The sequence below is a fragment of the Streptomyces sp. NPDC005728 genome (assembly GCF_040630895.1).
GTDB lineage: Bacteria > Actinomycetota > Actinomycetes > Streptomycetales > Streptomycetaceae > Streptomyces.
This window is the reverse complement of record NZ_JBEXYL010000010.1, coordinates 98,944-120,593: the sequence shown is the minus strand read 5'-3', so window position 1 is coordinate 120,593 and position 21,650 is coordinate 98,944. Positions and strand designations below refer to the sequence as shown.

Below are 21,650 nucleotides of genomic sequence, written 5' to 3'. Positions count from 1 at the left end.
ATGGAAGTCACGGATCGTTCGCGACCGTGCTAACCCGGTCCGACTCCTCCCCCCCCGAGTCGGCCGTGGGGACGACCCCCGCTCTCCCCCCCGGCGGGGGTCGTCGCATGTCCGGGTGGGTTTTCTTGCTTCTTCAACGGTCGCGAGGCCGTACGTGGGCGGCACAGGCCGCCCTTTCGTCATGCGCATGATTAGTTACTCGCCGTAATCTCTGGATTGCTCTGTGGAAGTCGCGCACGGGTCAGTACAGGGGTCACCGGTATGGGTGACGGCGATATTCACAGCCGCTGAGTTGTCCACGGTTTTCGACCAAGATCCACACGGTTTTCCCGTTCGCTGCACCGTGATTCCAGCGCGCTCCGACCGCGGCGAGTTCATGGCCGGTTCCCATTGCCGAGGCGCGTATGGCCGGTTCCTATCGGCCGTTCATATGGAGGCCGTTTGCCGGTTCTTCACATCTTTGGGAATCGCGTGGCCGCCGGGGCTGCGCGGAACACACAGCGAAGGGGGACCACACGTGACCGGAACCGTCACCCATGACCCGCCGCCCGCCACCGGAGGCCGGCCGGGACGCCCGCTCATCGTCACCGAGGACGCCGAACTCCTCGACGATCTGCTGCGCCTGTGCGCGGCCGCGGGCGCCACGCCGGAGGTCCATCACGGCCCACCGGACCACGGGGGTGGCTGGGAAGCCGCCCCGCTCGTCCTCGTCGGGGACGACGCCGCCCGCCGGATGCGCGGGGCCACGCGACGGCGCGGAGTGGTGCTGGTCGGCCGTGACCAGGACGACTCCGGCGTGTGGAAACGCGCCGTCCAGATCGGCGCCGACCATGTCCTGATGCTGCCCGACGGCGAGCAGTGGCTGGTGGACCGGATCGCGGACGTCGCCGAGGGCGTCGGCCGGCCGGCTCTCACCGTCGGGGTGATCGGCGGCCGGGGCGGGGCCGGCTCGTCCACGCTGGCCTGCGCGCTCGCCGTCACCTCCGCGCGCGAGGGACTGCGCACCCTCCTCGTGGACGCCGATCCGCTGGGTGGCGGACTCGACGTACTCCTCGGCGGCGAGAGCGCCGAGGGGCTGCGCTGGCCCGCCTTCGCCGCCTCGCGCGGCCGGGTCGGCGGCGGCGCCCTGGAGGAGTCGCTGCCCGAGCTGCACTCGCTGCGGGTGCTCAGCTGGGACCGCGGCGACTGCGTCGCGATCCCGCCCCAGGCCGTGCGCGCGGTGCTCGCCGCGGCCAGGCGGCGCGGCGGCACAGTCGTGGTCGACCTCCCGCGCCGCCTGGACGAGGGGGTCGGCGAGGCCCTCGCCCAGCTCGACCTGGCGCTCCTGGTCGTCCCGGCCGAACTGCGCGCGGTCGCGGCCGCAGGCCGGGTGGCCTCGGCGGTCGGCATGGTCGTACGGGACCTGCGCGTGGCGGTCCGGGGGCCTTACGCGCCCGGCCTGGACGATCGCGAGGTGGCTCGGCTGCTCGGCCTTCCCCTGGCCGGCGCGGTGCCCGTGGAACCGGGGCTGTTGCGCCCGCACGGGAGCGCGAAACCGCCCGCCGCGACGGGACGCGGCCCCTTGGCCCGCTTCTGCACCACCTTCTGGGAGCAGGCCCTGGTCGAGGCGGGAGGCGCGCGATGACGCTCCCCGGCTTCGACCGGGCCGACGGCGTGGCTCTGCTCGACGGGGTCCGGCGCCGGCTGGCCGAGAGCGGTGCCGAACCCACACCCGCGCGCGTGGCCCAGGCGCTGCGTGAGCAGGGCCGGGTGCTGGGCGACGCCGAAGTCCTCGGCGCCGCCGAGCAGTTGCGGTCCGAACTCGTCGGCGCCGGCCCCCTGGAGCCGTTGCTCGCCGACCCGAGCGTCACCGACGTCCTCGTGTCTGCCCCGGACCGGGTGTGGGTGGATCGCGGCGGCGGCCTGGAGCCGACCCAGGTGACCTTCCCCGACGCGGCGGCCGTACGACGCCTCGCGCAGCGGCTGGCCGCCGTGGCCGGACGCCGGCTGGACGACGCGCGGCCCTGGGCGGACGCCCGGCTGCCCGACGGGACCCGGCTGCACGCCGTGCTGCCCCCGGTGGCCGTCGGCTGCACCTGCCTGTCCCTGCGGGTGGTGCGACCGCGGGCGTTCACGCTGGAGGAACTGATCGAGGCGGGCACCGTGCCGCCGGGCGGGGACCGGATCCTGCGGGCGCTGCTGGCGGCCCGGCTGTCCTTCCTCGTCAGCGGCGGCACCGGCAGCGGCAAGACGACCCTGCTGAGCGCCCTGCTCGGCCTCGTCGGGCCCGGCGAACGGATCGTGCTCGCCGAGGACTCGGCGGAGCTGAGACCGGAACACCCGCACGTCGTACGGCTGGAGACCCGGCCGGCGAACCAGGAGGGCGCCGGTCTGGTCACCCTGGAGGACCTCGTCCGGCAGGCGTTGCGGATGCGGCCCGACCGGCTGGTCGTGGGCGAGGTGCGCGGCCCCGAGGTGGTGCATCTGCTGGCCGCGCTCAACACCGGTCACGAGGGCGGCTGCGGCACCGTGCACGCCAACACGGCCGCTGACGTACCGGCCCGCCTGGAAGCGCTCGGCACGGCGGCCGGACTCGACCGGGCGGCGCTGCACAGCCAGTTGGCGGCCGCGCTCGCGGTGGTCCTCCACCTCGTACGGGACCGGTCCGGACGGCGCCGCATCGCCGAGGTGCATGTGCTGGAACGGGATTCGTCGGGGCTGGTGCGGACCGTGCCGGCACTGCGGTGGGGCGCGCGGGCCTTCGCCCGGGAGCGTGGCTGGGAGCGGCTGCGGGATCTGCTGCGCGGTGAGTTCGGGAGCGAGAGGAGTGACGGAAGTGAGCACTGAGATGTCCCTGGGCGCGGCGGTGGCCTGTGCCGGGGCCGCGGCCTGGCTGCTGGGCGGACGGCACTACGGGATGCGGCGGGCGCGCCTGTTGCTGGCCGGCGGCGGAGTGGTGACGACCGGGCCGCCCTCCTGGGAGCAGGCCGTCGATGAACTGCGGCGGCTGCGTGGCCGGTTGGGTGCCGAATGGTGGTCGCTCGCGGCCGGGCTGCTGCTCGCGCTGCTGGGTGCCTCGGTGATTCCGGCCGTCGCGGGGGCGGCCGGGGTGCCGGTGCTGCGCCGGATGCGGCTGGCCCGCCGGGCCAGGCGTGCCCGGGAGAGGTGCGCGGACGCGGTGATCGGCCTGTGCGGGGCGCTCGCCGGGGAGGTCCGTGCGGGACGGCAACCCGGTGAGGCGCTGCTGCGGGCCGCGCGGGACTCCGGCGGGCTGGGGGACGCACAGCCGGCCGTGGTCGCGGCGGCACGGTTCGGCGGGGACGTGCCGGGCGCGCTGGCCGTCGCGGCCCGGCAGCCGGGTGCCGAGGGGCTGCTGGGGCTCGCCGCCTGCTGGCGGGTGGCCGTGGACCAGGGCGCCGGACTCGCCGCAGGCCTCGACCGCCTGGACGCCGCACTGCGCGCCGAACGGGACCAGCGCGCCGACCTCCGCGCCCAGTTGGCGGGAGCCCGGGCGACGGCACTGCTGCTCGCCGCACTGCCCGCTCTCGGGCTGCTGCTCGGCTCGGCCATGGGAGCCGACCCGCTGAGGGTGCTGCTGCACAGCGGGGCCGGGCTGGGCTGCCTGGTGGCCGGAGCGGTGTTCGAGGGGGCCGGAATGTGGTGGGTGGCCCGGATCGTACGGGGAGCTGAGGCGGTATGAGCGGGGAAGTAGTCCACAGGCTGGGGATTTCCGTGGCCGTCGCGCTGGCCCTCGGCTGGACGGTCCGGCGGCTGGACATGGCCCGGCGGCGGCGCCGGGCGCGGCGCCGGGTGGCCGAACTGCTGGCCCTGGAGCCGACCCGCTCCCGGCCGTCCTTCGTGGGCGCGGGCGCGGTACGGCGGTGGGGGCCCGTGGCCGGTGCAGCGTGCGGTGCGTGGGCGCTGGTCGGCGGGGTGGCCGGCGCGGTCGTCGGGCTCGGTCTCGCCGCGGGGCTGTGGCGATGGCGGCGCCGACAGACGCAGGCCGGTCCGGCGGAGGAGATCGACACAGGCCTGGCAGCCCGCCAACTTCCGCTCGCCGCCGATCTGCTGGCGGCCTGCATCGCGGCCGGCGCCGGTCCGGTGATCGCCGCGCGGGCGGTCGGGGAGGCCCTCGGCGGACCTGTCGGGGACGCGCTGGCACGGGGCGCCGCCGAGGCGCGGCTCGGCGGTGAACCGGCGGACGCCTGGCGGCGGTTGGCCGCGCTGCCCGGCGCCGGGGCGCTGGCCCGGCTGCTGGAGCGGGCCGACGAGTCGGGGCTGCCCGCGGCGGGGCCCGTCGCCCGCCTCGCCTCGGACGCGCGCGCGGAGTGGGCGCGCAACGCCACGACCCGGGCGCGTCGGGCGGCCGTGCTGGTCTCCGCGCCGGTGGGGTTGTGCTTCCTGCCCGCCTTCATCGCGATCGGCGTGCTGCCCGTGGTGATCGGGTTGGCGGGCGGTGTGGTGGGAGGGGGCGGCGGCTGACGGGGCGAGGAGCGAGAGGTGACTCGGATAGCGGACAACGCAGCCTGAATTTCGAACAACAGAGCTGGAACGAAGGGAGTTCGAGGTGCGGAACCTCAGGATGACGAGCAGGGCCGGAAAGACGTGGGCGCGTCTGCGGGAGCGGTGCCGCAGGGACGCGGGCATGGTGACCTCCGAATACGCGATGGGGATCGTCGCAGCGGTCGGGTTCGCGTTGCTGCTCTACGAGGTCGTCACCAGCGGCCAGGTCAAGGCGGAGCTGCAGGCCATCGTGAAGCGAGCCCTCAGTGCGCGGATGTGAGCGAGGGGCGGACCGGGGGTTCGTGACCGCGGAGTCGGCCGTGGTGCTGTCCGTGCTGGTGGCTTTCACCATGACGCTGGTCTGGGGACTGCTCGCCGTGGCGGCGCAGATCCAGTGCGTGGACGCCGCCCGCACGGGCGCCCGGGCCGCGGCACGGCAGGACCCGCCGGACGCGGTGGTGGAGGTGACCCGGGAAGCGGCGCCGCGCGGGGCGCGGGTGACGGTGGGACGGGAGGGCGACCGGGTCCGGGTGACGGTCGTGGCCAAGCCGCCCGTCCTGACCGGGTTGCCGTTCGAGGTACGGGAGGAGGCCGTGGCGGCGGCGGAGGAGGCCGTCGGGGCGGGCACAGGGACGCCCACGGGGGCGGGGGAGGGGGCGGGGCCATGAGGTGCCGTCGGCATGACGTCCGGTCCTCGGACCGCGGGTCCGCCACCGTCTGGAGCCTCGGGGCGATCGCCGTGCTGTGCGTGGTTTTCGGTGCCGTGCTCGCCCTCGGGCAGGCTGTCGTCGTCCGGCACCGGGCGGCCGGCGGCGCCGATCTGGCGGCGCTCGCGGCGGCGGACCACTGGGCCGAGGGCGGTGCGCAGGCCTGCGCCCGGGCGGAACGGGTGGCGGCCGCCCAAGGGGCTCGGTTGGTGCGCTGCGTGCTCGTGGGCGAGACCTCGGACGTGACGGCGACGTCGGGGCGGGGGCCGTTCGCGGCGGAGGTCAGGGCCAGAGCGGGACCCGCGGGGGCCGTGCCGTCCGCTCTCCCGGGTCAGGGCCGGACAGGCCCTGGGCGCCCCTGCCCAGGACGCCGCAAGGCTCAGCCCTGGTCCGGCTTCCCCTCCGCCTCTGGCTTCCCTTGCCGCGTGTGCTCCGGCTTCTCCTCGGGCTCCTCCTGCGGTGCGCCCCGCAACAGCACCGTGAGGAGCCGTACCGCCCCCCTCTTGTGCAGCGGATCGTTGCCGTTGCCGCACTTGGGGGACTGGATGCAGGAGGGGCAGCCGGACTCGCACTCACAGGAGGCGATGGCCTCCCGGGTGGCGGCGAGCCAGGCCCGGGCGGTGTGGAAGGCACGCTCGGCGAAGCCCGCTCCGCCGGGGTGGCCGTCGTAGACGAAGACCGTGGGCAGGAGCGTGTCGGGGTGGAGCGGGACCGATACGCCGCCGATGTCCCAGCGGTCGCAGGTGGCGAAGAGGGGCAGCATGCCGATCGAGGCGTGTTCGGCTGCGTGCAGGGAGCCGCCGAGGATCTCCGGGTTGATCCGGGCCTCGTCCAGCTGGTCCTCGGTGACCGTCCACCACACAGCGCGCGTGCGCAGCGTACGAGGAGGGAGGTCGAGCTTCGTCTCGCCCAGCACTTCACCCGTGATCAGTCGTCTGCGGAGGAAGGAGACCACTTGGTTGGTGACCTCGACGGAGCCGTAGCAGAGGCGGCCCGTGCCCCAGGGCACCTCGACGTCCGTCTCCAGGACGGAGATGGACGTGGTGTCGCGGGCGACCGTCGAGTACGGCGGGTCGGCCTGCTCGACCAGGGCGACCGAGTCCTCCAGGTCGAGGGAGCGCACCAGGTAGGTGCGGCCCTGGTGCAGGTGCACGGCGCCCTCGTGGACCGTGGAGTGCGCGGCGCCCGCGTCGACCGTGCCGAGCAGGCGGCCCGTGCCCTCCTCGACGACCTGAACCGGCCGCCCGCCGGTGCCGCGGATGTCAGTCAGGTCGGCGGCCCGCTCCCGGCGCGTCCAGTGCCACGCCCTGGTCCGGCGGCGCAGCAGCTTCGCGGCCTCCAGCTGCGGCAGCAGCTCCGTGCAGGCGGGGCCGAAGAGGTCCAGGTCCTCCTCGGTCAGCGGGATCTCCGCGGCGGCGGCGCACAGGTGCGGGGCGAGGACGTAGGGGTTGTCGGGGTCGAGGACGGTGGACTCGACCGGCTGGTCGAACAGGGCTTCGGGATGGTGGACGAGGAAGGTGTCCAGCGGGTCGTCGCGGGCCACCAGCACCGCGAGGGCGCCCTGCCCGGAGCGGCCCGCGCGGCCCGCCTGCTGCCACAGGGAGGCGCGTGTGCCCGGATACCCGGCGATCACCACCGCGTCCAGGCCGGAGACGTCCACGCCCAGCTCCAGGGCTGTCGTGGCGGCGAGGCCGAGGAGCTCACCGGAGTGCAGAGCGCGTTCCAGAGCACGGCGTTCCTCGGGGAGATAGCCGCCGCGGTAGGCCGCGACACGCCCGACCAGGGAGCGGTCGACCTCGGCCAGCCGCTCCTGAGCGATCACCGAGATCAGCTCGGCGCCGCGCCGGGAGCGCACGAAGGCGACGGAGCGCACGCCCTGCACGGTGAGGTCGGTGAGCAGGTCGGCGGTCTCGGCGGTGGCGGTACGCCGAACGGGCGCACCCTTCTCGCCGTGCAGCTCGGTGAGCGGGGGCTCCCAGAGGGCGAAGACGAGTTCTCCGCGCGGGGAGGCGTCGTCGGCGACCTCGACCACCGGCAGGCCGGTCAGCCGGCGGGCGGCGACGGCGGGTTCGGCGGCGGTCGCGGAGGCGAGCAGGAAGACGGGCGAGGTCCCGTAGCGGACGCACAGGCGGCGCAGTCGGCGCAGTACCTGGGCGACGTGCGAGCCGAAGACGCCCCGGTAGGTGTGGCACTCGTCGATGACGACGTACTTGAGCGCCTTCAGGAAGGAGGACCAGCGGGCGTGTGAGGGCAATATGCCGCGGTGCAGCATGTCGGGGTTGGTGAGGACGTAGTTCGCGTACTGGCGGATCCACTCGCGTTCCTCGAACGGGGTGTCGCCGTCGTACACGGCTGGGCGTACGCCGGAGCCCAGAGGTTGTGAAAGTTCCTTCACCGACCGGCACTGGTCTGCCGCGAGCGCCTTGGTGGGGGCGAGGTAGAGGGCGGTGGCGCCACGGCCGTTGGGGGCTTCGGAGCCGTCCAGGAGGGCCGAGAGGACCGGCATGAGGTAGGCGAGGGACTTGCCCGAGGCGGTGCCGGTGGCGACGACCACCGAGTCGCCGTCCAGGGCGTGCTCGGCGGCCCGCGCCTGGTGGGCCCACGGGTGCTCGATGCCGCGCGCCTGTACGGCCGCGATCACTTCCGAGCGAATCCGATCAGGCCAGACGGCATGCCGACCCTCTCGCGGGGGCAAGTGCTCCGTATGAGTGATGCGCGCGGAGCGGCTCGGTCCCGAGGCGAGCCGGTCCAGGACGATGCCCGGAGACGGGCGCGATGCCGGGTCTGCCAGGGGTCGATCGGATCGGTGATTCTTGGCCATTGGCACCGAGTGTGTCACCGGCGTGACGGACAATGGGGCCAAGGCGTCGTGCACGCCTGCCGGTAAGTGATTGAATGCCATCGCGGCTGGCGATGCGTCTTGGGGGCCGCAAGCCGAGGTGTCCCGAGGGGCGACCGCTCGATAGCAAGGTGCTGGAGGATCCGTGGACCTGTCCCTGTCGACCCGTACCGTCGGCGATCGTACGGTCGTCGAGGTCGGTGGCGAAATCGATGTATACACCGCGCCCAAGCTGCGCGAGCAGCTGGTCGAGCTGGTGAACGACGGGAATTTCCACCTCGTCGTCGACATGGAGGGCGTGGACTTCCTCGACTCCACCGGGCTCGGCGTGCTGGTCGGAGGCCTGAAGCGGGTGCGTGCCCATGAGGGCTCGCTGCGCCTGGTCTGCAACCAGGAGCGCATTCTGAAGATCTTCCGTATCACCGGCCTCACCAAGGTGTTCCCGATCCACACCTCGGTCGAGGAAGCGGTGGCGGCCACCGACTGACCCCGGGCCGGTCGCCGTGTCCGGACCGTCCACCGGTCCGGACACCGGTCGGCCCCGCCCCGGGCCGGTTCGTCCGGGGCCCAGAAGTTCATCAGGGGGTGCGGGCTTTCGGCAGTCCCGCCTCCGAACCGCACGCCCGTAGTCGCGAGGGGGATGCATGGCCACCGTCGAACTCCGCTTCAGCGCGCTGCCCGAGCACGTCCGGACCGCCCGGCTGGTGGCGGCAGCGGTGGCGCGCAGGGCCGGAGTGGACGAGGCCGTCCTGGACGAGGTCCGGCTCGCCGTGGGCGAGGCCTGCTCGCGTGCCGTCGGACTGCACCAGAGCAACGCCATCACGGCACCCGTGAAGGTGGCGCTGATCGAGGACGAGAAGCAGTTCTCCATCGAGGTCGGCGACGAGGCCCCGCACGCCGTCGCCGCCGAGCGGGTGGCCGGCGGAGCCGCCGCGGACGCGGACGTGGAGGCCGAGGAGGACGAGATGGGCCTCGCGGTCATCAGCGGCCTCGTGGACGACGTGGAGGTCACCACGGGCGCGAACGGGGGGCTGATCCGCATGAGCTGGCCCACCGCCCCGCCGGCCGCCGCACTCGCCTGAACCCCGCGCACAGTGCACCGAAGGGCCCTGCTGAGCAGGGCCCTTCGTGCTGTTTCCGGGGCCCCGCGAATTCGTGAAGGAATTCACGATCAATACCCCGATAATTCGATCAAGCATCAATGTGCCCGTCAATGCCTTTGAGGCATTACCGCTTTCGGGTTCCCCTGATGCGACCTCGATCATTTGCTGAAGAGCACAAGAAGGCCAATTCCGCTTACCGCGCCCTGTTTAGATCACCGTCGGGTACCTACAATCCGTCCACATCTTGAGCTCAGCCCAAGCGTCAAGGAGGACGAATGGCGGGGCCTTCTACCCCTCATCAGTTGGGCCAACCCACAACCTTCGCAGCCGCAGTCCTGACAGACGACAACCGGATCATCGTGGCGGTGATCGCGGCCGTCGCCCTGGCCGCGCTCGTGGTCGCGGGCGTCCTGGTGCGTCAGGTGCTGGCAGCGGGCGAAGGCACCGACAGCATGAAGCGGATCGCCGAGGCGGTCCAGGAGGGAGCCAGGGCGTATCTCGCCAGGCAGTTGCGCACGCTCGGTGTATTCGCCGTCGTCGTCTTCTTCCTGCTCCTGCTGCTGCCCGCGGACGACTGGAATCAGCGGGCCGGACGATCGGTGTTCTTCCTGATCGGAGCGGCATTCTCGGCGGCCACCGGCTATATCGGCATGTGGCTGGCCGTGCGCAGCAATGTGCGGGTCGCAGCGGCGGCACGGGAAGCCACCCCGGGCCCGGGCGAACCGGCAAAGGATCTCACCACCGTTTCACACACCGCGATGAAGATCGCATTTCGCACGGGCGGCGTAGTCGGCATGTTCACGGTCGGGCTCGGCCTGCTGGGCGCCTCCTGTGTGGTGCTGGTGTACGCGGCCGACGCGCCGAAGGTGCTCGAGGGCTTCGGCCTCGGCGCCGCCCTGATCGCCATGTTCATGCGTGTGGGCGGCGGCATCTTCACCAAGGCCGCCGACGTCGGCGCCGACCTGGTCGGCAAGGTCGAACAGGGCATTCCGGAGGACGACCCGCGCAATGCCGCGACCATCGCCGACAACGTGGGCGACAACGTCGGCGACTGCGCGGGCATGGCGGCCGACCTGTTCGAGTCGTACGCCGTCACCCTGGTGGCCGCGCTGATCCTCGGCAAGGCCGCTTTCGGCGACTCGGGGCTCGCCTTCCCGCTGCTCGTGCCCGCCATCGGTGTGCTCACCGCCATGATCGGCATCTTCGCGGTCGCCCCGCGGCGCGCCGACCGCAGCGGCATGACGGCGATCAACCGCGGCTTCTTCATCTCCGCGGTGATCTCCCTCGCACTGGTGGCGATCGCGGTCTTCGTCTACCTGCCCGCGAAGTACTCCGACCTGGACGGCGTGACCGACGCGGCGATCCGGGGCAAGGACGGGGATCCGCGCATCCTCGCGCTGGTCGCGGTTGCCATCGGCATCCTGCTCGCGGCTGTGATCCAGCAGCTGACCGGCTACTTCACGGAGACCAACCGCCGACCGGTCAGGGACATCGGCAAGACCTCCCTCACGGGCCCGGCCACCGTCGTCCTGGCCGGTGTCTCGGTGGGCCTGGAATCGGCCGTCTACACCGCCCTCCTCATCGGTCTCGGCGTGTACGGCGCGTTCCTGCTCGGCGGCACGTCGATCATGCTGGCGTTGTTCGCGGTCGCGCTGGCGGGCACCGGCCTGCTCACCACGGTCGGCGTGATCGTGGCCATGGACACCTTCGGGCCGGTCTCTGACAACGCGCAGGGCATCGCCGAGATGTCCGGCGACGTCGAGGGCGCGGGCGCGCAGGTGCTCACCAACCTGGACGCGGTCGGCAACACCACCAAGGCCATCACCAAGGGCATCGCCATCGCCACCGCCGTCCTGGCGGCCGCGGCGCTCTTCGGGTCGTACCGGGACGCGATCACCACCAACGTGCAGGACGTCGGAGTGAAGCTCACCGGGCCGGGTTCGCCGCTGAGCCTGTCGCTCGACATCTCGCAGCCCAACAACCTGGTCGGCCTCATCGCGGGCGCCGCGGTGGTCTTCCTCTTCTCCGGACTCGCCATCAGCGCCGTGTCACGCTCGGCCGGTTCGGTGGTCTACGAGGTGCGGCGGCAGTTCCGCGAGAAGCCCGGGATCATGAACTACACGGAGAAGCCCGAGTACGGCAAGGTCGTCGACATCTGCACCAGGGACGCCCTGCGGGAGCTGGCCACGCCCGGTCTGCTCGCCGTCATGGCGCCCATCTTCATCGGTTTCACCCTCGGCGTCGGCGCGCTCGGCTCGTATCTCGCGGGCGCCATCGGCGCGGGCACGCTGATGGCGGTGTTCCTCGCCAACTCCGGTGGAGCGTGGGACAACGCCAAGAAGCTGGTGGAGGACGGCCATCACGGCGGCAAGGGCAGCGAGGCCCACGCGGCCACGGTGATCGGCGACACGGTCGGTGACCCGTTCAAGGACACCGCAGGGCCGGCGATCAACCCGCTGCTGAAGGTCATGAACCTGGTCTCGCTGCTCATCGCGCCCGCAGTGATCAAGTTTTCCTACGGCGGCGACAAGAACATCGGCGTACGCATCGCGGTCGCGATCTTCGCGCTCGTGGTGATCGTCGTCTCGGTGTACGTCTCCAAGCGGCGAGGGATCGCCGTCGGCGACGACGAGAGCACCGAGCGGGTCTCCAACTCGGCTGATCCGGCGGTGGTTTCGTAGGCCGCCTCAAGAGGGCCTGTGCAACGGGCGGGCGGGAGGCGCGTGCTGACGCGCCGCCCGCCCGCTTCCGTGTGTGGGCTCGCCCACGTCGTGAGCCTTCTCTCCCATGGTGTAAAGAGTCACAAAAGATGACTTACATGGCGTTCGGCATGTGGAGGACGTCGGTCCGCGTGTAGATTCCGGGGGCCGAGAGCCATGGAAGGGACCGATCCGGTGAACAAGAAGCTCGCGGCCGCACTGTCCGGCGGTGCGGTACTGGTAGTGGCGCTGTCGGGATGCAGCAGCAAAAAGGACAGCGGACCCGACCCCAAGCTGGTGGCCTGGGCCAAGACGGTGTGCGACGCGGTGCCCGCGCAGGACACGAAGATCAGGGCGGCCAACGCGTCGATAGCCAAGATCGCCACGGACAGCAACCTCCCGCCCAAGACCGCCAGGGCAACGTACTCGCAGGCCTTCCAGGACATGGCCGACGGGTACAAGGCGATCGCCGCCGCGCTCAACAGCGCCGGAGCGCCCCCTGGGGTCGACGAGGGTGCCAAGCGGCAGCAGGACGCCGCCAAGAACCTCTCGGGCCTCTCCACGGCGTACGCCGACCTGAAGAAGAAGGTCGACGGACTCGACACCAAGGACCAGGGCAAGTTCGCGAGCGGCCTGCACGACGTCGCCACGCAGACGAAGGAGATCGGCAAGCAGAGCAACAGTGGCACCGAGGCGCTGAAGCGGCTGGAGCAGGGCGACGTCAAGGCGGCGATCGCCAAGCAGCCCAGCTGCCAGGTGGCCGCGTCGGCGGCTTCCTCTGCCTCGGCGACGACCGGCTGACGCCGACGGCCGGTCCGAGCTGAGGCGGCTCCCGGCAAGTGCCGGGGCCGCATGAGGCAGCCTTCGGCAGTCGCTGGGGGCACGTGAGGCAGTTTTCGGCAGGCGCCGGGGACCCACGTGAGCAGCTTTCGGTAGCCGCTGCAGGCCGCATGTGGCCGCTTTCGGTAGCCGCTGCGGGCCCCATGAGGCAGCCTCCGGCAGGCGGCGCGGGCCACAATGGGGGGCGTGACTGACTCCGGCCTCGCCCCCCTGCCCGCCACCGACCGGCCCGACGTCGCCGCACGCCTGCGCGACGCCCTGCTCGCGGCCTCCTTCACCGCCGACGGGTTGCTCGACCTGCTCGGTGCCCCCGCCTACGCGGCGCTGGCCCGCAGCGAGACCGTGCCCGCCCTGAGGGCCACCCGCGGCGACACGCCGCTGGAGACGCTCGTACGTCTCTTCCTGCTCCAGCAACCGGCGCCCCACGCGCGCGTGGCGGCCGTTCTGCCGGTCGAGGAGGCCCTGGAAAGCGAATGGCTCGTGCGCGTGGGCGGCGACGAGGTGGCCGCGACGGTGGACGTACGGCCCTATGGCGGTCCCGGCGGCGAGGACTGGTTCATCGTGTCCGACCTGGGCTGCGCGGTCGGCGGCGTGGGCGGCATCGGCCGGCAGGGCCCTCAGGCAGATACAGCTGTCGTACTGGGCGTCGGCGGCGCCTCCACGACCCTCGCCGGCATCACCGTCCGCACGCCTGTCGCCTCGGCGCTCGACCTCGGCACCGGCTCCGGCATCCAGGCGCTGCACGCCTCCCAGCACGCCACGCGCGTGACGGCCACCGACCTCAACCCGCGCGCGCTGCACATCACCGCGCTCACGCTCGCGCTCTCCGGCGCGCCGGCCGCCGAGCTGCGCCAGGGCTCGCTGTTCGAGCCGGTCAAGGAAGGCGAGACCTACGACCTGATCGTGTCCAACCCGCCCTTCGTGATCTCGCCGGGCGCCCGGCTGACGTACCGCGACGGCGGGATGGGCGGGGACGATCTGTGCCGCTCGCTCGTTCAGCAGGCGGGGGAACGGCTGAGCGAGGGCGGGTTCGCGCAGTTCCTCGCCAACTGGCAGCACGTCGCAGGGGAGGACTGGCAGGACAGACTCAGGTCGTGGGTGCCGCGCGGGTGCGATGCCTGGATCGTGCAGCGTGAGGTGCAGGACGTCACGCAGTACGCCGAGCTGTGGCTCAGGGACGCCGGCGACCACCGCGGTGACCCGGCGGAGTACCAGGCGCGGTACGACGCCTGGCTCGACGAGTTCGAGGCGCGCAAGGTCAAGGCCGTCGGCTTCGGCTGGATCACCCTGCGCAGGACCGGGGCCGCCGAGCCCTCGGTCACTGTGGAGGAATGGCCGCACCCGGTCGAACAGCCGCTCGGTGAGGCGATCCGGGCGCACTTCGACCGCCTTGACTTCCTCCGGGAGTACGACGACGCGGCCCTGCTCGAAGGCCACTTCAGGCTGGCCGCCGAGGTGGTCCAGGAGCAGGTCGGGTTGCCCGGCGCCGAGGACCCCGAGCACGTGGTGCTGCGTCAGCACCGCGGGATGCGCCGTGCCACGAAGGTGGACACGGTCGGTGCGGGCTTCGCGGGTGTGTGTGACGGCACGCTGAGCGCCGGCCGCATCCTGGACGCCATCGCCCAGCTCGTCGGCGAGGACCCGGTGCTGCTGCGCGACCGCACGCCGGCGCAGATCCGGCTCCTGGTGGAGCAGGGCTTCCTGGAACCGGTGGTCTGAGGTGGGGTACGGCGGCCGGGCCGGGTGCCGTAGCCCGGCTACCCGGGCCGTCGTACCCGCGTCCGGATCATCGTCGTATGCCGGTGGCACGGGCCGGACGCGTCGGTGTCGGCGGAGCGGCGACAGGGCCGGGACGCGCCGGTGCCGGTAAAACGGCCGGAAAATTACGGGTGCCGGGCCGAGCCGGGCCCTGTTCGACGTGTGCGTTCGATGGCGTGTCGACCTCCCGTTCACCCCGATGTCGCCTGCCTGTCTCCCACGCGTGCCACCCTCCCCGCGCTGGGTACGGGCAGACGGTGCAGAAGGGGCGGACGGGACCATGGAGAGCGGGCCGGCGATCTTCGCGGGAGTGGTGTTCGCCCTGTTCGGAGGCGCCCTGCTGGTGTGGACCGGCACCCGGGTGCGGCGCCATGAGCCGGTCGCCCAGGGTGTGAGTCAGGTCGCATCGGCCACCCTCGCCGGCGCCGTCGGCGTCATCGCGCTGGGCCTCGGCGCCTACTGTCTCACCCGCCTCTGACGTCGGCGGGCGTACGGTCGTAGCAGTAGCTGGAACATCACGCCCCGGACAGAGGGCGAAGGGTCGCCGGACACTCCGGGCGGCAGGAATGCCGGTAGTCGGGTTACCGTTCGAGTGGCCGTTGTGGGCTTTTCCCGTTTGACACGGGGGCGGGATGTACCGTCACACTCCGCAGCGTCACACGAGCCAGAAGCACGCCGCGACCCCGGGACCAAGGCCGGGGGAGGCCCCAACGTCGACCGGAGAGAAGAGCGAAGTTGTCCCCGACCAGCGAGACCGCACAGGGCGGCCGCCGACTCGTCATCGTCGAGTCGCCTGCCAAGGCGAAGACGATCAAGGGCTACCTGGGCCCCGGCTACGTAGTCGAAGCGAGCGTCGGGCACATCCGCGACCTTCCCAACGGCGCCGCGGAGGTGCCGGAGAAGTACACCGGCGAGGTCCGCCGCCTCGGTGTGGACGTCGAGCACGACTTCGAGCCGATCTATGTCGTCAACGCCGACAAGAAGGCCCAGGTCAAGAAGCTCAAGGACCTGCTGAAGGACTCCGACGAGCTCTTCCTCGCCACCGATGAGGACCGCGAGGGCGAGGCCATCGCGTGGCACCTCCTGGAGGTCCTGAAGCCCAAGGTCCCGGTCAAGCGGATGGTCTTCCACGAGATCACCAAGGACGCGATCCGCGAGGCCGTCGCCAATCCGCGCGATCTGAACCAGCGCATGGTCGACGCCCAGGAGACCCGCCGCATCCTCGACCGCCTCTACGGCTACGAGGTCTCGCCGGTCCTGTGGAAGAAGGTCATGCCGCGCCTGTCGGCCGGCCGTGTCCAGTCGGTCGCGACCCGCCTCGTGGTGGAGCGGGAACGCGAGCGCATCGCTTTCCGTTCTGCTGAGTACTGGGACCTGACGGGCACCTTCTTGACCGGCCGCGCGGGGGATTCGTCGGACCCGTCGTCGCTGGTCGCCCGCCTCCAGACCGTCGACGGCAGGCGGGTCGCGCAGGGCCGCGACTTCGACTCCCTCGGACAACTCAAGAGCGAGAACACCCTCCACCTCGACGAGGCGAACGCCCGCGCCCTCGCCGCGGCCCTGGAGAGCACCCGCTTCTCCGTGCGCTCTGTCGAGTCCAAGCCGTACCGCCGCTCGCCGTACGCCCCGTTCCGTACGACGACGCTGCAGCAGGAGGCCAGCCGCAAGCTCGGCTTCGGCGCGAAGGCGACCATGCAGGTCGCCCAGAAGCTGTACGAGAACGGCTACATCACGTACATGCGTACGGACTCCACGACGCTGAGCGACACCGCGATCGCGGCCGCCCGCGCCCAGGTCACGCAGCTGTACGGCGCCGACTACCTGCCCCCGCAGCCGCGCACCTACGCCGCCAAGGTGAAGAACGCCCAGGAGGCGCACGAGGCGATCCGCCCCTCGGGTGATCGTTTCCGCACCCCGGCGGAGACCGGCCTGACCGGCGACCAGTTCAAGCTCTACGAGCTGATCTGGAAGCGGACCGTCGCCTCCCAGATGAAGGACGCGACGGGCAACTCCGTCACGGTGAAGATCGGCGGCGCCGCCGCCGACGGCCGGGACGTCGAGTTCAGCGCCTCCGGCAAGACGATCACCTTCCACGGCTTCCTGAAGGCCTACGTCGAGGGCGCCGACGACCCGAACGCCGAGCTGGACGACCGCGAGCGCCGGCTGCCGCACGTCGACGAGGGCGACCCGCTGTCCGCCGAGGAGATCACGGTCGACGGGCACGCCACCAAGGCCCCGGCCCGCTACACCGAGGCATCCCTGGTCAAGGAGCTGGAAGAGCGCGAGATCGGCCGCCCGTCGACGTACGCGTCGATCATCGGCACGATCCTCGACCGCGGCTACGTGTTCAAGAAGGGCACGGCCCTGGTGCCGTCCTTCCTGTCCTTCGCCGTGGTCAACCTCCTGGAGAAGCACTTCGGGCGGCTCGTCGACTACGACTTCACCGCCAAGATGGAGGACGACCTCGACCGCATCGCCCGCGGCGAGGCGCAGGCCGTGCCGTGGCTGAAGCGCTTCTACTTCGGCGAGGGCACCGTCGCGGGTGCCGCCGCCGACGCCGGCAACGGCGACGGGGACCACCTCGGCGGCCTCAAGGAACTGGTCACCGACCTGGGCGCGATCGACGCGCGCGAGGTGTCCTCCTTCCCGGTGGGCAACGACATCGTGCTGCGAGTCGGCCGCTACGGCCCCTACATCGAGCGCGGCGAGAAGGACACCGAACAGCACCAGCGCGCCGACATCCAGGACGATCTGGCGCCGGACGAGCTGTCCGTCGAGCTGGCCGAGGAGCTGCTGGCCAAGCCGAGCGGCGACTTCGAGCTGGGCACGGACCCGCAGAGCGGGCACGCGATCGTCGCCAAGGACGGCCGCTACGGCCCGTACGTCACGGAGGTTCTCCCCGAGGGCACCCCGAAGACGGGCAAGAACGCGGTCAAGCCGCGCACCGCCTCCCTCTTCAAGTCCATGGCACTGGACACGGTGACCCTCGAGGACGCGCTGAAGCTGATGTCGCTGCCGCGTGTCGTCGGCACCGACGCCGACGGTGTGGAGATCACCGCGCAGAACGGCCGCTACGGCCCGTACCTGAAGAAGGGCACGGACTCGCGCTCGCTGCAGACCGAGGACCAGCTCTTCACGATCACGCTGGAGGAGGCGCAGGCGATCTACGCCCAGCCGAAGCAGCGCGGACGGGCCGCCGCCAAGCCGCCGCTGAAGGAGCTGGGCGAGGACCCGGTCTCCGCGAAGCCGGTCGTGGTCAAGGACGGCCGCTTCGGTCCGTACGTCACCGACGGCGAGACCAACGCGACCCTGCGCTCCGACGACAGCGTGGAAACGATCACTCCGGAGCGCGGCTTCGAGCTGCTCGCCGAGAAGCGGGCGAAGGGGCCCGCCAAGAAGACGGCGAAGAAGGCCCCGGCCAAGAAGGCCGCGCCGGCGAAGAAGACCGCCGCCAAGAAGACGGCGGCGAAGAAGACCACCGCAGCCGCGAAGAAGACCACGGCGAAGACGACGGCGGCGAAGACGACGGCGGCCAAGAAGGCGACGGCTTCGAAGGCGACCGCCTCCGGCGCGGAGGACTGACGGTCCGACGGCCGGAGCACGCACCCGCGCTCCGGTCCGTCGCTCCGGCTTCGCGAAACGAACGCCTCGGCATCACTTTGGTGTCGGGGCGCGCGTACGCCCGGACGGGTGTGGTGTCGGTGGCTGCCGATAGGCTGAACGCATGACGCGAGCCGAGCAGCCAACGGCCCCCACCACAGCAGCGGACGACGAACTGGTCGCGGACTCCCGCGAGCGCGCCGTCCGCTCCCTGCTGCGCCGACCACAGGTGCGGCGCCTGTGGAGCGCGCAGCTCGTGAGCGGTGTCGGTGACATCCTCGCGCTGCTCGTGCTGGTCCTCTTCGTCCTCCAGGCGGCCATCGCCCAGGGCTCCTTCGGTGGCGGCTACCGAGGCGTGGCGTTCGCAGTGGCGACCGTCTTCGCCGCGCGCATCCTCGCCACCCTCCTCTTCGGCGCGGTCCTCCTCGGCCCGCTGACCACGCTCACCGCCCAGGAGGGCCCGCTCGACCGGCGCTGGACCATGGTCGGCGCCGACGGCCTGCGTGCCGTGCTGCTGATCGTCGCGCCCCTCTGGATCGACTGGACCCCGGACAACGCACTCGCCGTCCTGCTGGTCACCGCCTTCGTCACCGGCGTCGCCGAGCGGCTGTGGACGGTGTGCCGGGAGGGCGCGGCCCCGGCCCTGCTGCCCGCCCCGCCCCCGGAGGGGGCGACCGTACGGCCGCTGCCGGACCACCTGGACGCCCTGCGCCGCCTCGCGCTGCGCACCAGCTTCCTGGCGATTCCGCTGGCGGCCGCCGCCCTGGTCGTCGCCGCCCTGCTGAACAACCTGCTCGGCACCGGAGTGGCCTGGTTCGACCAGCACCAGGCGGCCCTCGGGTCGTACGTGGCGGCGGGACTCTTCGCCGCGTCCCTGTCCGTGCTGACGTTCCTGGAGCTGCCCGACACGCGCACCCCGCGCCCGCGGTCCCCGCTGGAGGGCCTGCGCCGCCCGCGCACCGGCACGGGCGTCGACAAGGGCCGTACGGGCGCCATCCCGCTGCTCGTCCCGGCCTGCGCCGCCGTGGCCGGAGCCATCGCCGCCGCGGTCGCGGTGTGCGTGCTGCACGCCAAGGACCTGGGCGGCGGCCCGGTCCTCTACGGCCTGCTGGTGCTGGGCCTGACCGGCGGTGTCGGCGTCGGCATCCGTACGGCGCCCGCGCTGCTGCCCTCGCTCTCGCGCCGCCGGCTGCTCGCCCTCGCGATCGCCTTCACCGGCATCGCCCTGCTGGCCGCCGGGCTCGTCCCTGACGTCACCACGGTGCTGCTCATCGTCACGCTGGCCGGTGTCGGCGCGGGCGTCGCCGCCAACACCGGACACGCCCTGCTGGACCAGGAGACCGAGGAGTACCGCAAGGCCCGCACCACCGAGCACCTGCACGCGGTCGTACGGGTATGCATCGCGCTCGGCGTCCTGATCGCCCCCCTGGTCGCCGCGCTGATCGGCCCGCACCGGCTGGAGAACGGCAGGTTCGTCTTCGCCCACGGCGGCGCCTCCTTCACGCTGATGCTGGTCGGCGCGCTGCTGCTGCCGGTGGCCGCGCTGGTGCTCGCCAAGGTCGACGACCGCTCCGGTGTCCCGCTGCGCCAGGACCTCAAGGACGCGCTGCTCGGCGGCGACGACCCCGTCCAGGCCTCGGCGACGAACGGTTTCTTCATCGCCCTGGAGGGCGGCGACGGAGCTGGCAAGTCCACCCAGGCCGAGGCGCTCGCGGAGTGGATCCGCGCCAAGGGCCACGAGGTCGTGCTCACCCGCGAGCCGGGGGCCACCCCTGTGGGCAAGCGGCTGCGCTCGATCCTGCTGGACGTGTCCTCGGCGGGTCTGTCGCACCGCGCGGAGGCGCTGCTGTACGCGGCCGACCGGGCCGAGCACGTCGACACCGTCGTACGGCCCGCCCTGGAGCGCGGCGCCGTCGTCATCTCGGACCGGTACATCGACTCGTCCGTGGCTTACCAGGGCGCGGGTCGTGACCTGTCCCCGACCGAGATCGCCCGCATCAACCGCTGGGCGACCAACGGGCTCGTCCCGCACCTCACCGTCCTGCTGGACGTCTCCCCGGAGGCCGCCCGCGAGCGGTTCACCGAGGCGCCGGACCGGCTGGAGTCGGAGCCGGCCGAGTTCCACGCGCGCGTGCGGGCCGGTTTCCTCACGCTCGCCGCCTCCGACCCCGGCCGCTATCTGGTCGTGGACGCCGGGCAGGAGCCCGAGGCCGTCACCACCGTGATCCGGCACCGGCTCGACACCGTGCTGCCGCTGTCCGAGGCCGAGGTCAAGGCCCAGGAGGAGGCGCGCAGGAAGGCCGAGGAGGAGGCGCGCCGCAAGGCCGAGGAAGAGGCCGCGCGCAAGGCCGAGGAGGAGCGCCTGGAGCGCGAGCGCCAGGAGCAGCTCGCCAAGCTGCGCGCCGAGGAGGAGGAGCGCAAGCGCCGCGAGCTGGAGGAGGCGCAGCGTCGCGAGGCCGAGCGGCAGGCGGAGGAGGCCCGGCAGCGGGCCGAGGAAGCGCGGCGCCGGGCGGAGGAGGAGCGGCAGCGGCTCCTCGCGGAGGAGAAGGCCCGCGCCGAGGAGGAGGCCCGCCGCAGGGCCGAGGAGGAGCTGCGGCGCAAGCAGGCCGAGGAGGAGGCCAGGCTGCGCGCCGAGGAAGAGGCACGGCAGGCCCGGCTGCGCGCCGAGGAGGAAGCGCGACGCCTGGAGAAGCAGCGCAAGGCCGAAGAGGCCCTGCTGCGCGCGGAGGAGGCCCGCCGCCAGGCGGCCGAGGCCGCGGCTGCCGCCGACGTGGCGGCCCGCAGGCCCGGCACCCCGCAGCCGCCGGTGCCGGGTATGACCCCGGACGCGGCGACCGTGCCCACGCCGGTCGTCTCGCCGGGGGCGGGCGGCACGCCTTCGCCGAGTGCGGAGGAGACGGTGCGGACGCCGGTCGCGTCTCCGGGTGCCGAGGAGACGACGGTGCTGCGGCCGGTGCGCGAGGAGCGGGCCGGCGATGCCCAGGCGTCCAGGACCGGGACGGGGACCGGGTCCGGTTCCGAGTCCGAGGTGACGGCCGAGCTGCCGCAGCCGCAGGCCGCCTCCGGCGCGGCGGACGAGACCGCGGTGCTGCCGCCGGTTGCTCCGGGTGCGGCGGACGAGACGGCGGTGCTGCCGCCGGTTGCTCCGGGTGCGGCGGACGAGACGGCGGTGCTGCCGCCCGTGTCCGCCGACGAGACGGCCGTGCTGCCGCCGGTGCCCCCGGGCGGAGGCGACGGGACCACCGTTCGGCCGCCCGTACGGGGCCAGGACCCGGCGGACCGGGTGCCGGCCGGCTTCTTCCGGGACGAGCGGCCCGGGGCGGGTCCCGACGACTCCGGGGACCGTACGCGCGAGATGCCCCAGCTCGACTCCGAGGGCACGCCGCGTCGCCGGCCGCGCCCCGACTGGGCCGAGGAGACTCCGCTGGACGACCTGCCGACGCTGGCGGACGAGCTGCTGGGGTCGTACGACGAGCAGGAGTACGGGGGCCCCGGTGACGACCAGGGCCGCCGGGGTCGCGGTCGTCGCGGCTGAGCGAGGACAGAGCACGTAGGGCGGCGCCCGTCGGAGCACCGGCGGGCGCCGCCCGCGTTGTCAGTGCCCACCCCCACAATGGATCCC

General features: G+C 72.6%; 15 protein-coding genes and 1 pseudogene. 15 read left to right on the top strand and 1 reads right to left on the bottom strand.

Annotated elements, in window-relative coordinates:
- Positions 1–517: 517 nt before the first annotated feature.
- The 7 genes and pseudogenes from ssd to ABZ471_RS10345 all read left to right on the top strand — a co-directional run.
- The gene (gene ssd / locus ABZ471_RS10375) at positions 518–1,624 is read left to right on the top strand and encodes a septum site-determining protein Ssd (RefSeq protein ID WP_359064536.1); all 1,107 of its coding nucleotides are present in this window, start codon (positions 518–520) and stop codon (positions 1,622–1,624) included.
- Positions 1,621–2,826, top strand: coding sequence for a TadA family conjugal transfer-associated ATPase (locus ABZ471_RS10370; protein WP_359064534.1), 1,206 nt, complete (start codon positions 1,621–1,623; stop codon positions 2,824–2,826). The genes ssd and ABZ471_RS10370 overlap by 4 nt, the downstream gene beginning before the upstream one ends.
- A 1-nt stretch (position 2,827) precedes the next feature.
- Entirely contained in the window at positions 2,828–3,679 is an 852-nt protein-coding gene (locus tag ABZ471_RS10365) for a type II secretion system F family protein (RefSeq protein ID WP_359064597.1), read from the top strand.
- Positions 3,676–4,461, top strand: a complete 786-nt coding sequence (locus ABZ471_RS10360; RefSeq protein ID WP_359064532.1) for a type II secretion system F family protein — start codon at positions 3,676–3,678, stop codon at positions 4,459–4,461. The genes ABZ471_RS10365 and ABZ471_RS10360 overlap by 4 nt, the downstream gene beginning before the upstream one ends.
- 100 nt (positions 4,462–4,561) lie before the next feature.
- Positions 4,562–4,762 carry a DUF4244 domain-containing protein gene (locus tag ABZ471_RS10355; RefSeq protein ID WP_359064530.1) on the top strand — a complete coding sequence of 67 codons (201 nt, stop codon included), beginning with the start codon at positions 4,562–4,564 and terminating at the stop codon, positions 4,760–4,762.
- A 22-nt stretch (positions 4,763–4,784) separates the two neighbouring features.
- Positions 4,785–5,150, top strand: coding sequence for a TadE family type IV pilus minor pilin (locus tag ABZ471_RS10350; RefSeq protein WP_359064528.1), 366 nt, complete (start codon positions 4,785–4,787; stop codon positions 5,148–5,150).
- Positions 5,147–5,494, top strand: a pseudogene (locus ABZ471_RS10345) (Rv3654c family TadE-like protein); the annotation flags it as partial. The gene ABZ471_RS10350 and the pseudogene ABZ471_RS10345, both read left to right, overlap by 4 nt.
- Before the next feature lie 74 nt (positions 5,495–5,568).
- On the opposite strand, the gene ABZ471_RS10340 reads toward ABZ471_RS10345, so the two are convergent.
- Positions 5,569–8,091 (bottom strand): DEAD/DEAH box helicase, encoded by a 2,523-nt coding sequence (locus tag ABZ471_RS10340; RefSeq protein ID WP_359064526.1) that lies wholly within the window; start codon positions 8,089–8,091, stop codon positions 5,569–5,571.
- A gap of 82 nt (positions 8,092–8,173) precedes the next feature.
- Between ABZ471_RS10340 and bldG the strand changes: the two genes are divergently transcribed.
- From bldG to tmk, 8 genes are all read left to right on the top strand, one after another.
- Positions 8,174–8,515, top strand: coding sequence for an anti-sigma factor antagonist BldG (gene bldG, locus ABZ471_RS10335; protein ID WP_010986038.1), 342 nt, complete (start codon positions 8,174–8,176; stop codon positions 8,513–8,515).
- A gap of 157 nt (positions 8,516–8,672) precedes the next feature.
- Positions 8,673–9,110 (top strand): ATP-binding protein, encoded by a 438-nt coding sequence (locus tag ABZ471_RS10330; RefSeq protein ID WP_359064524.1) that lies wholly within the window; start codon positions 8,673–8,675, stop codon positions 9,108–9,110.
- 296 nt (positions 9,111–9,406) lie between these two features.
- Complete coding sequence (locus tag ABZ471_RS10325; RefSeq protein ID WP_359064522.1) at positions 9,407–11,812, top strand: sodium-translocating pyrophosphatase; 2,406 nt, start codon at positions 9,407–9,409, stop codon at positions 11,810–11,812.
- A gap of 195 nt (positions 11,813–12,007) precedes the next feature.
- Positions 12,008–12,631, top strand: a complete 624-nt coding sequence (locus ABZ471_RS10320) for a small secreted protein (RefSeq protein WP_359064520.1) — start codon at positions 12,008–12,010, stop codon at positions 12,629–12,631.
- Between the two features lie 216 nt (positions 12,632–12,847).
- Positions 12,848–14,389, top strand: coding sequence for a class I SAM-dependent methyltransferase (locus tag ABZ471_RS10315; protein ID WP_359064518.1), 1,542 nt, complete (start codon positions 12,848–12,850; stop codon positions 14,387–14,389).
- A gap of 319 nt (positions 14,390–14,708) precedes the next feature.
- Complete coding sequence (locus ABZ471_RS10310; protein WP_359064516.1) at positions 14,709–14,906, top strand: hypothetical protein; 198 nt, start codon at positions 14,709–14,711, stop codon at positions 14,904–14,906.
- A gap of 257 nt (positions 14,907–15,163) precedes the next feature.
- The gene (gene topA / locus ABZ471_RS10305) at positions 15,164–18,010 is read left to right on the top strand and encodes a type I DNA topoisomerase (protein WP_359064514.1); all 2,847 of its coding nucleotides are present in this window, start codon (positions 15,164–15,166) and stop codon (positions 18,008–18,010) included.
- Positions 18,011–18,152: 142 nt separating this feature from the next.
- On the top strand, positions 18,153–21,563 hold the full coding sequence (gene tmk, locus ABZ471_RS10300; protein WP_359064512.1) for a dTMP kinase: 3,411 nt from the start codon (positions 18,153–18,155) through the stop codon (positions 21,561–21,563).
- The last annotated feature ends 87 nt before the right edge of the window (positions 21,564–21,650 follow it).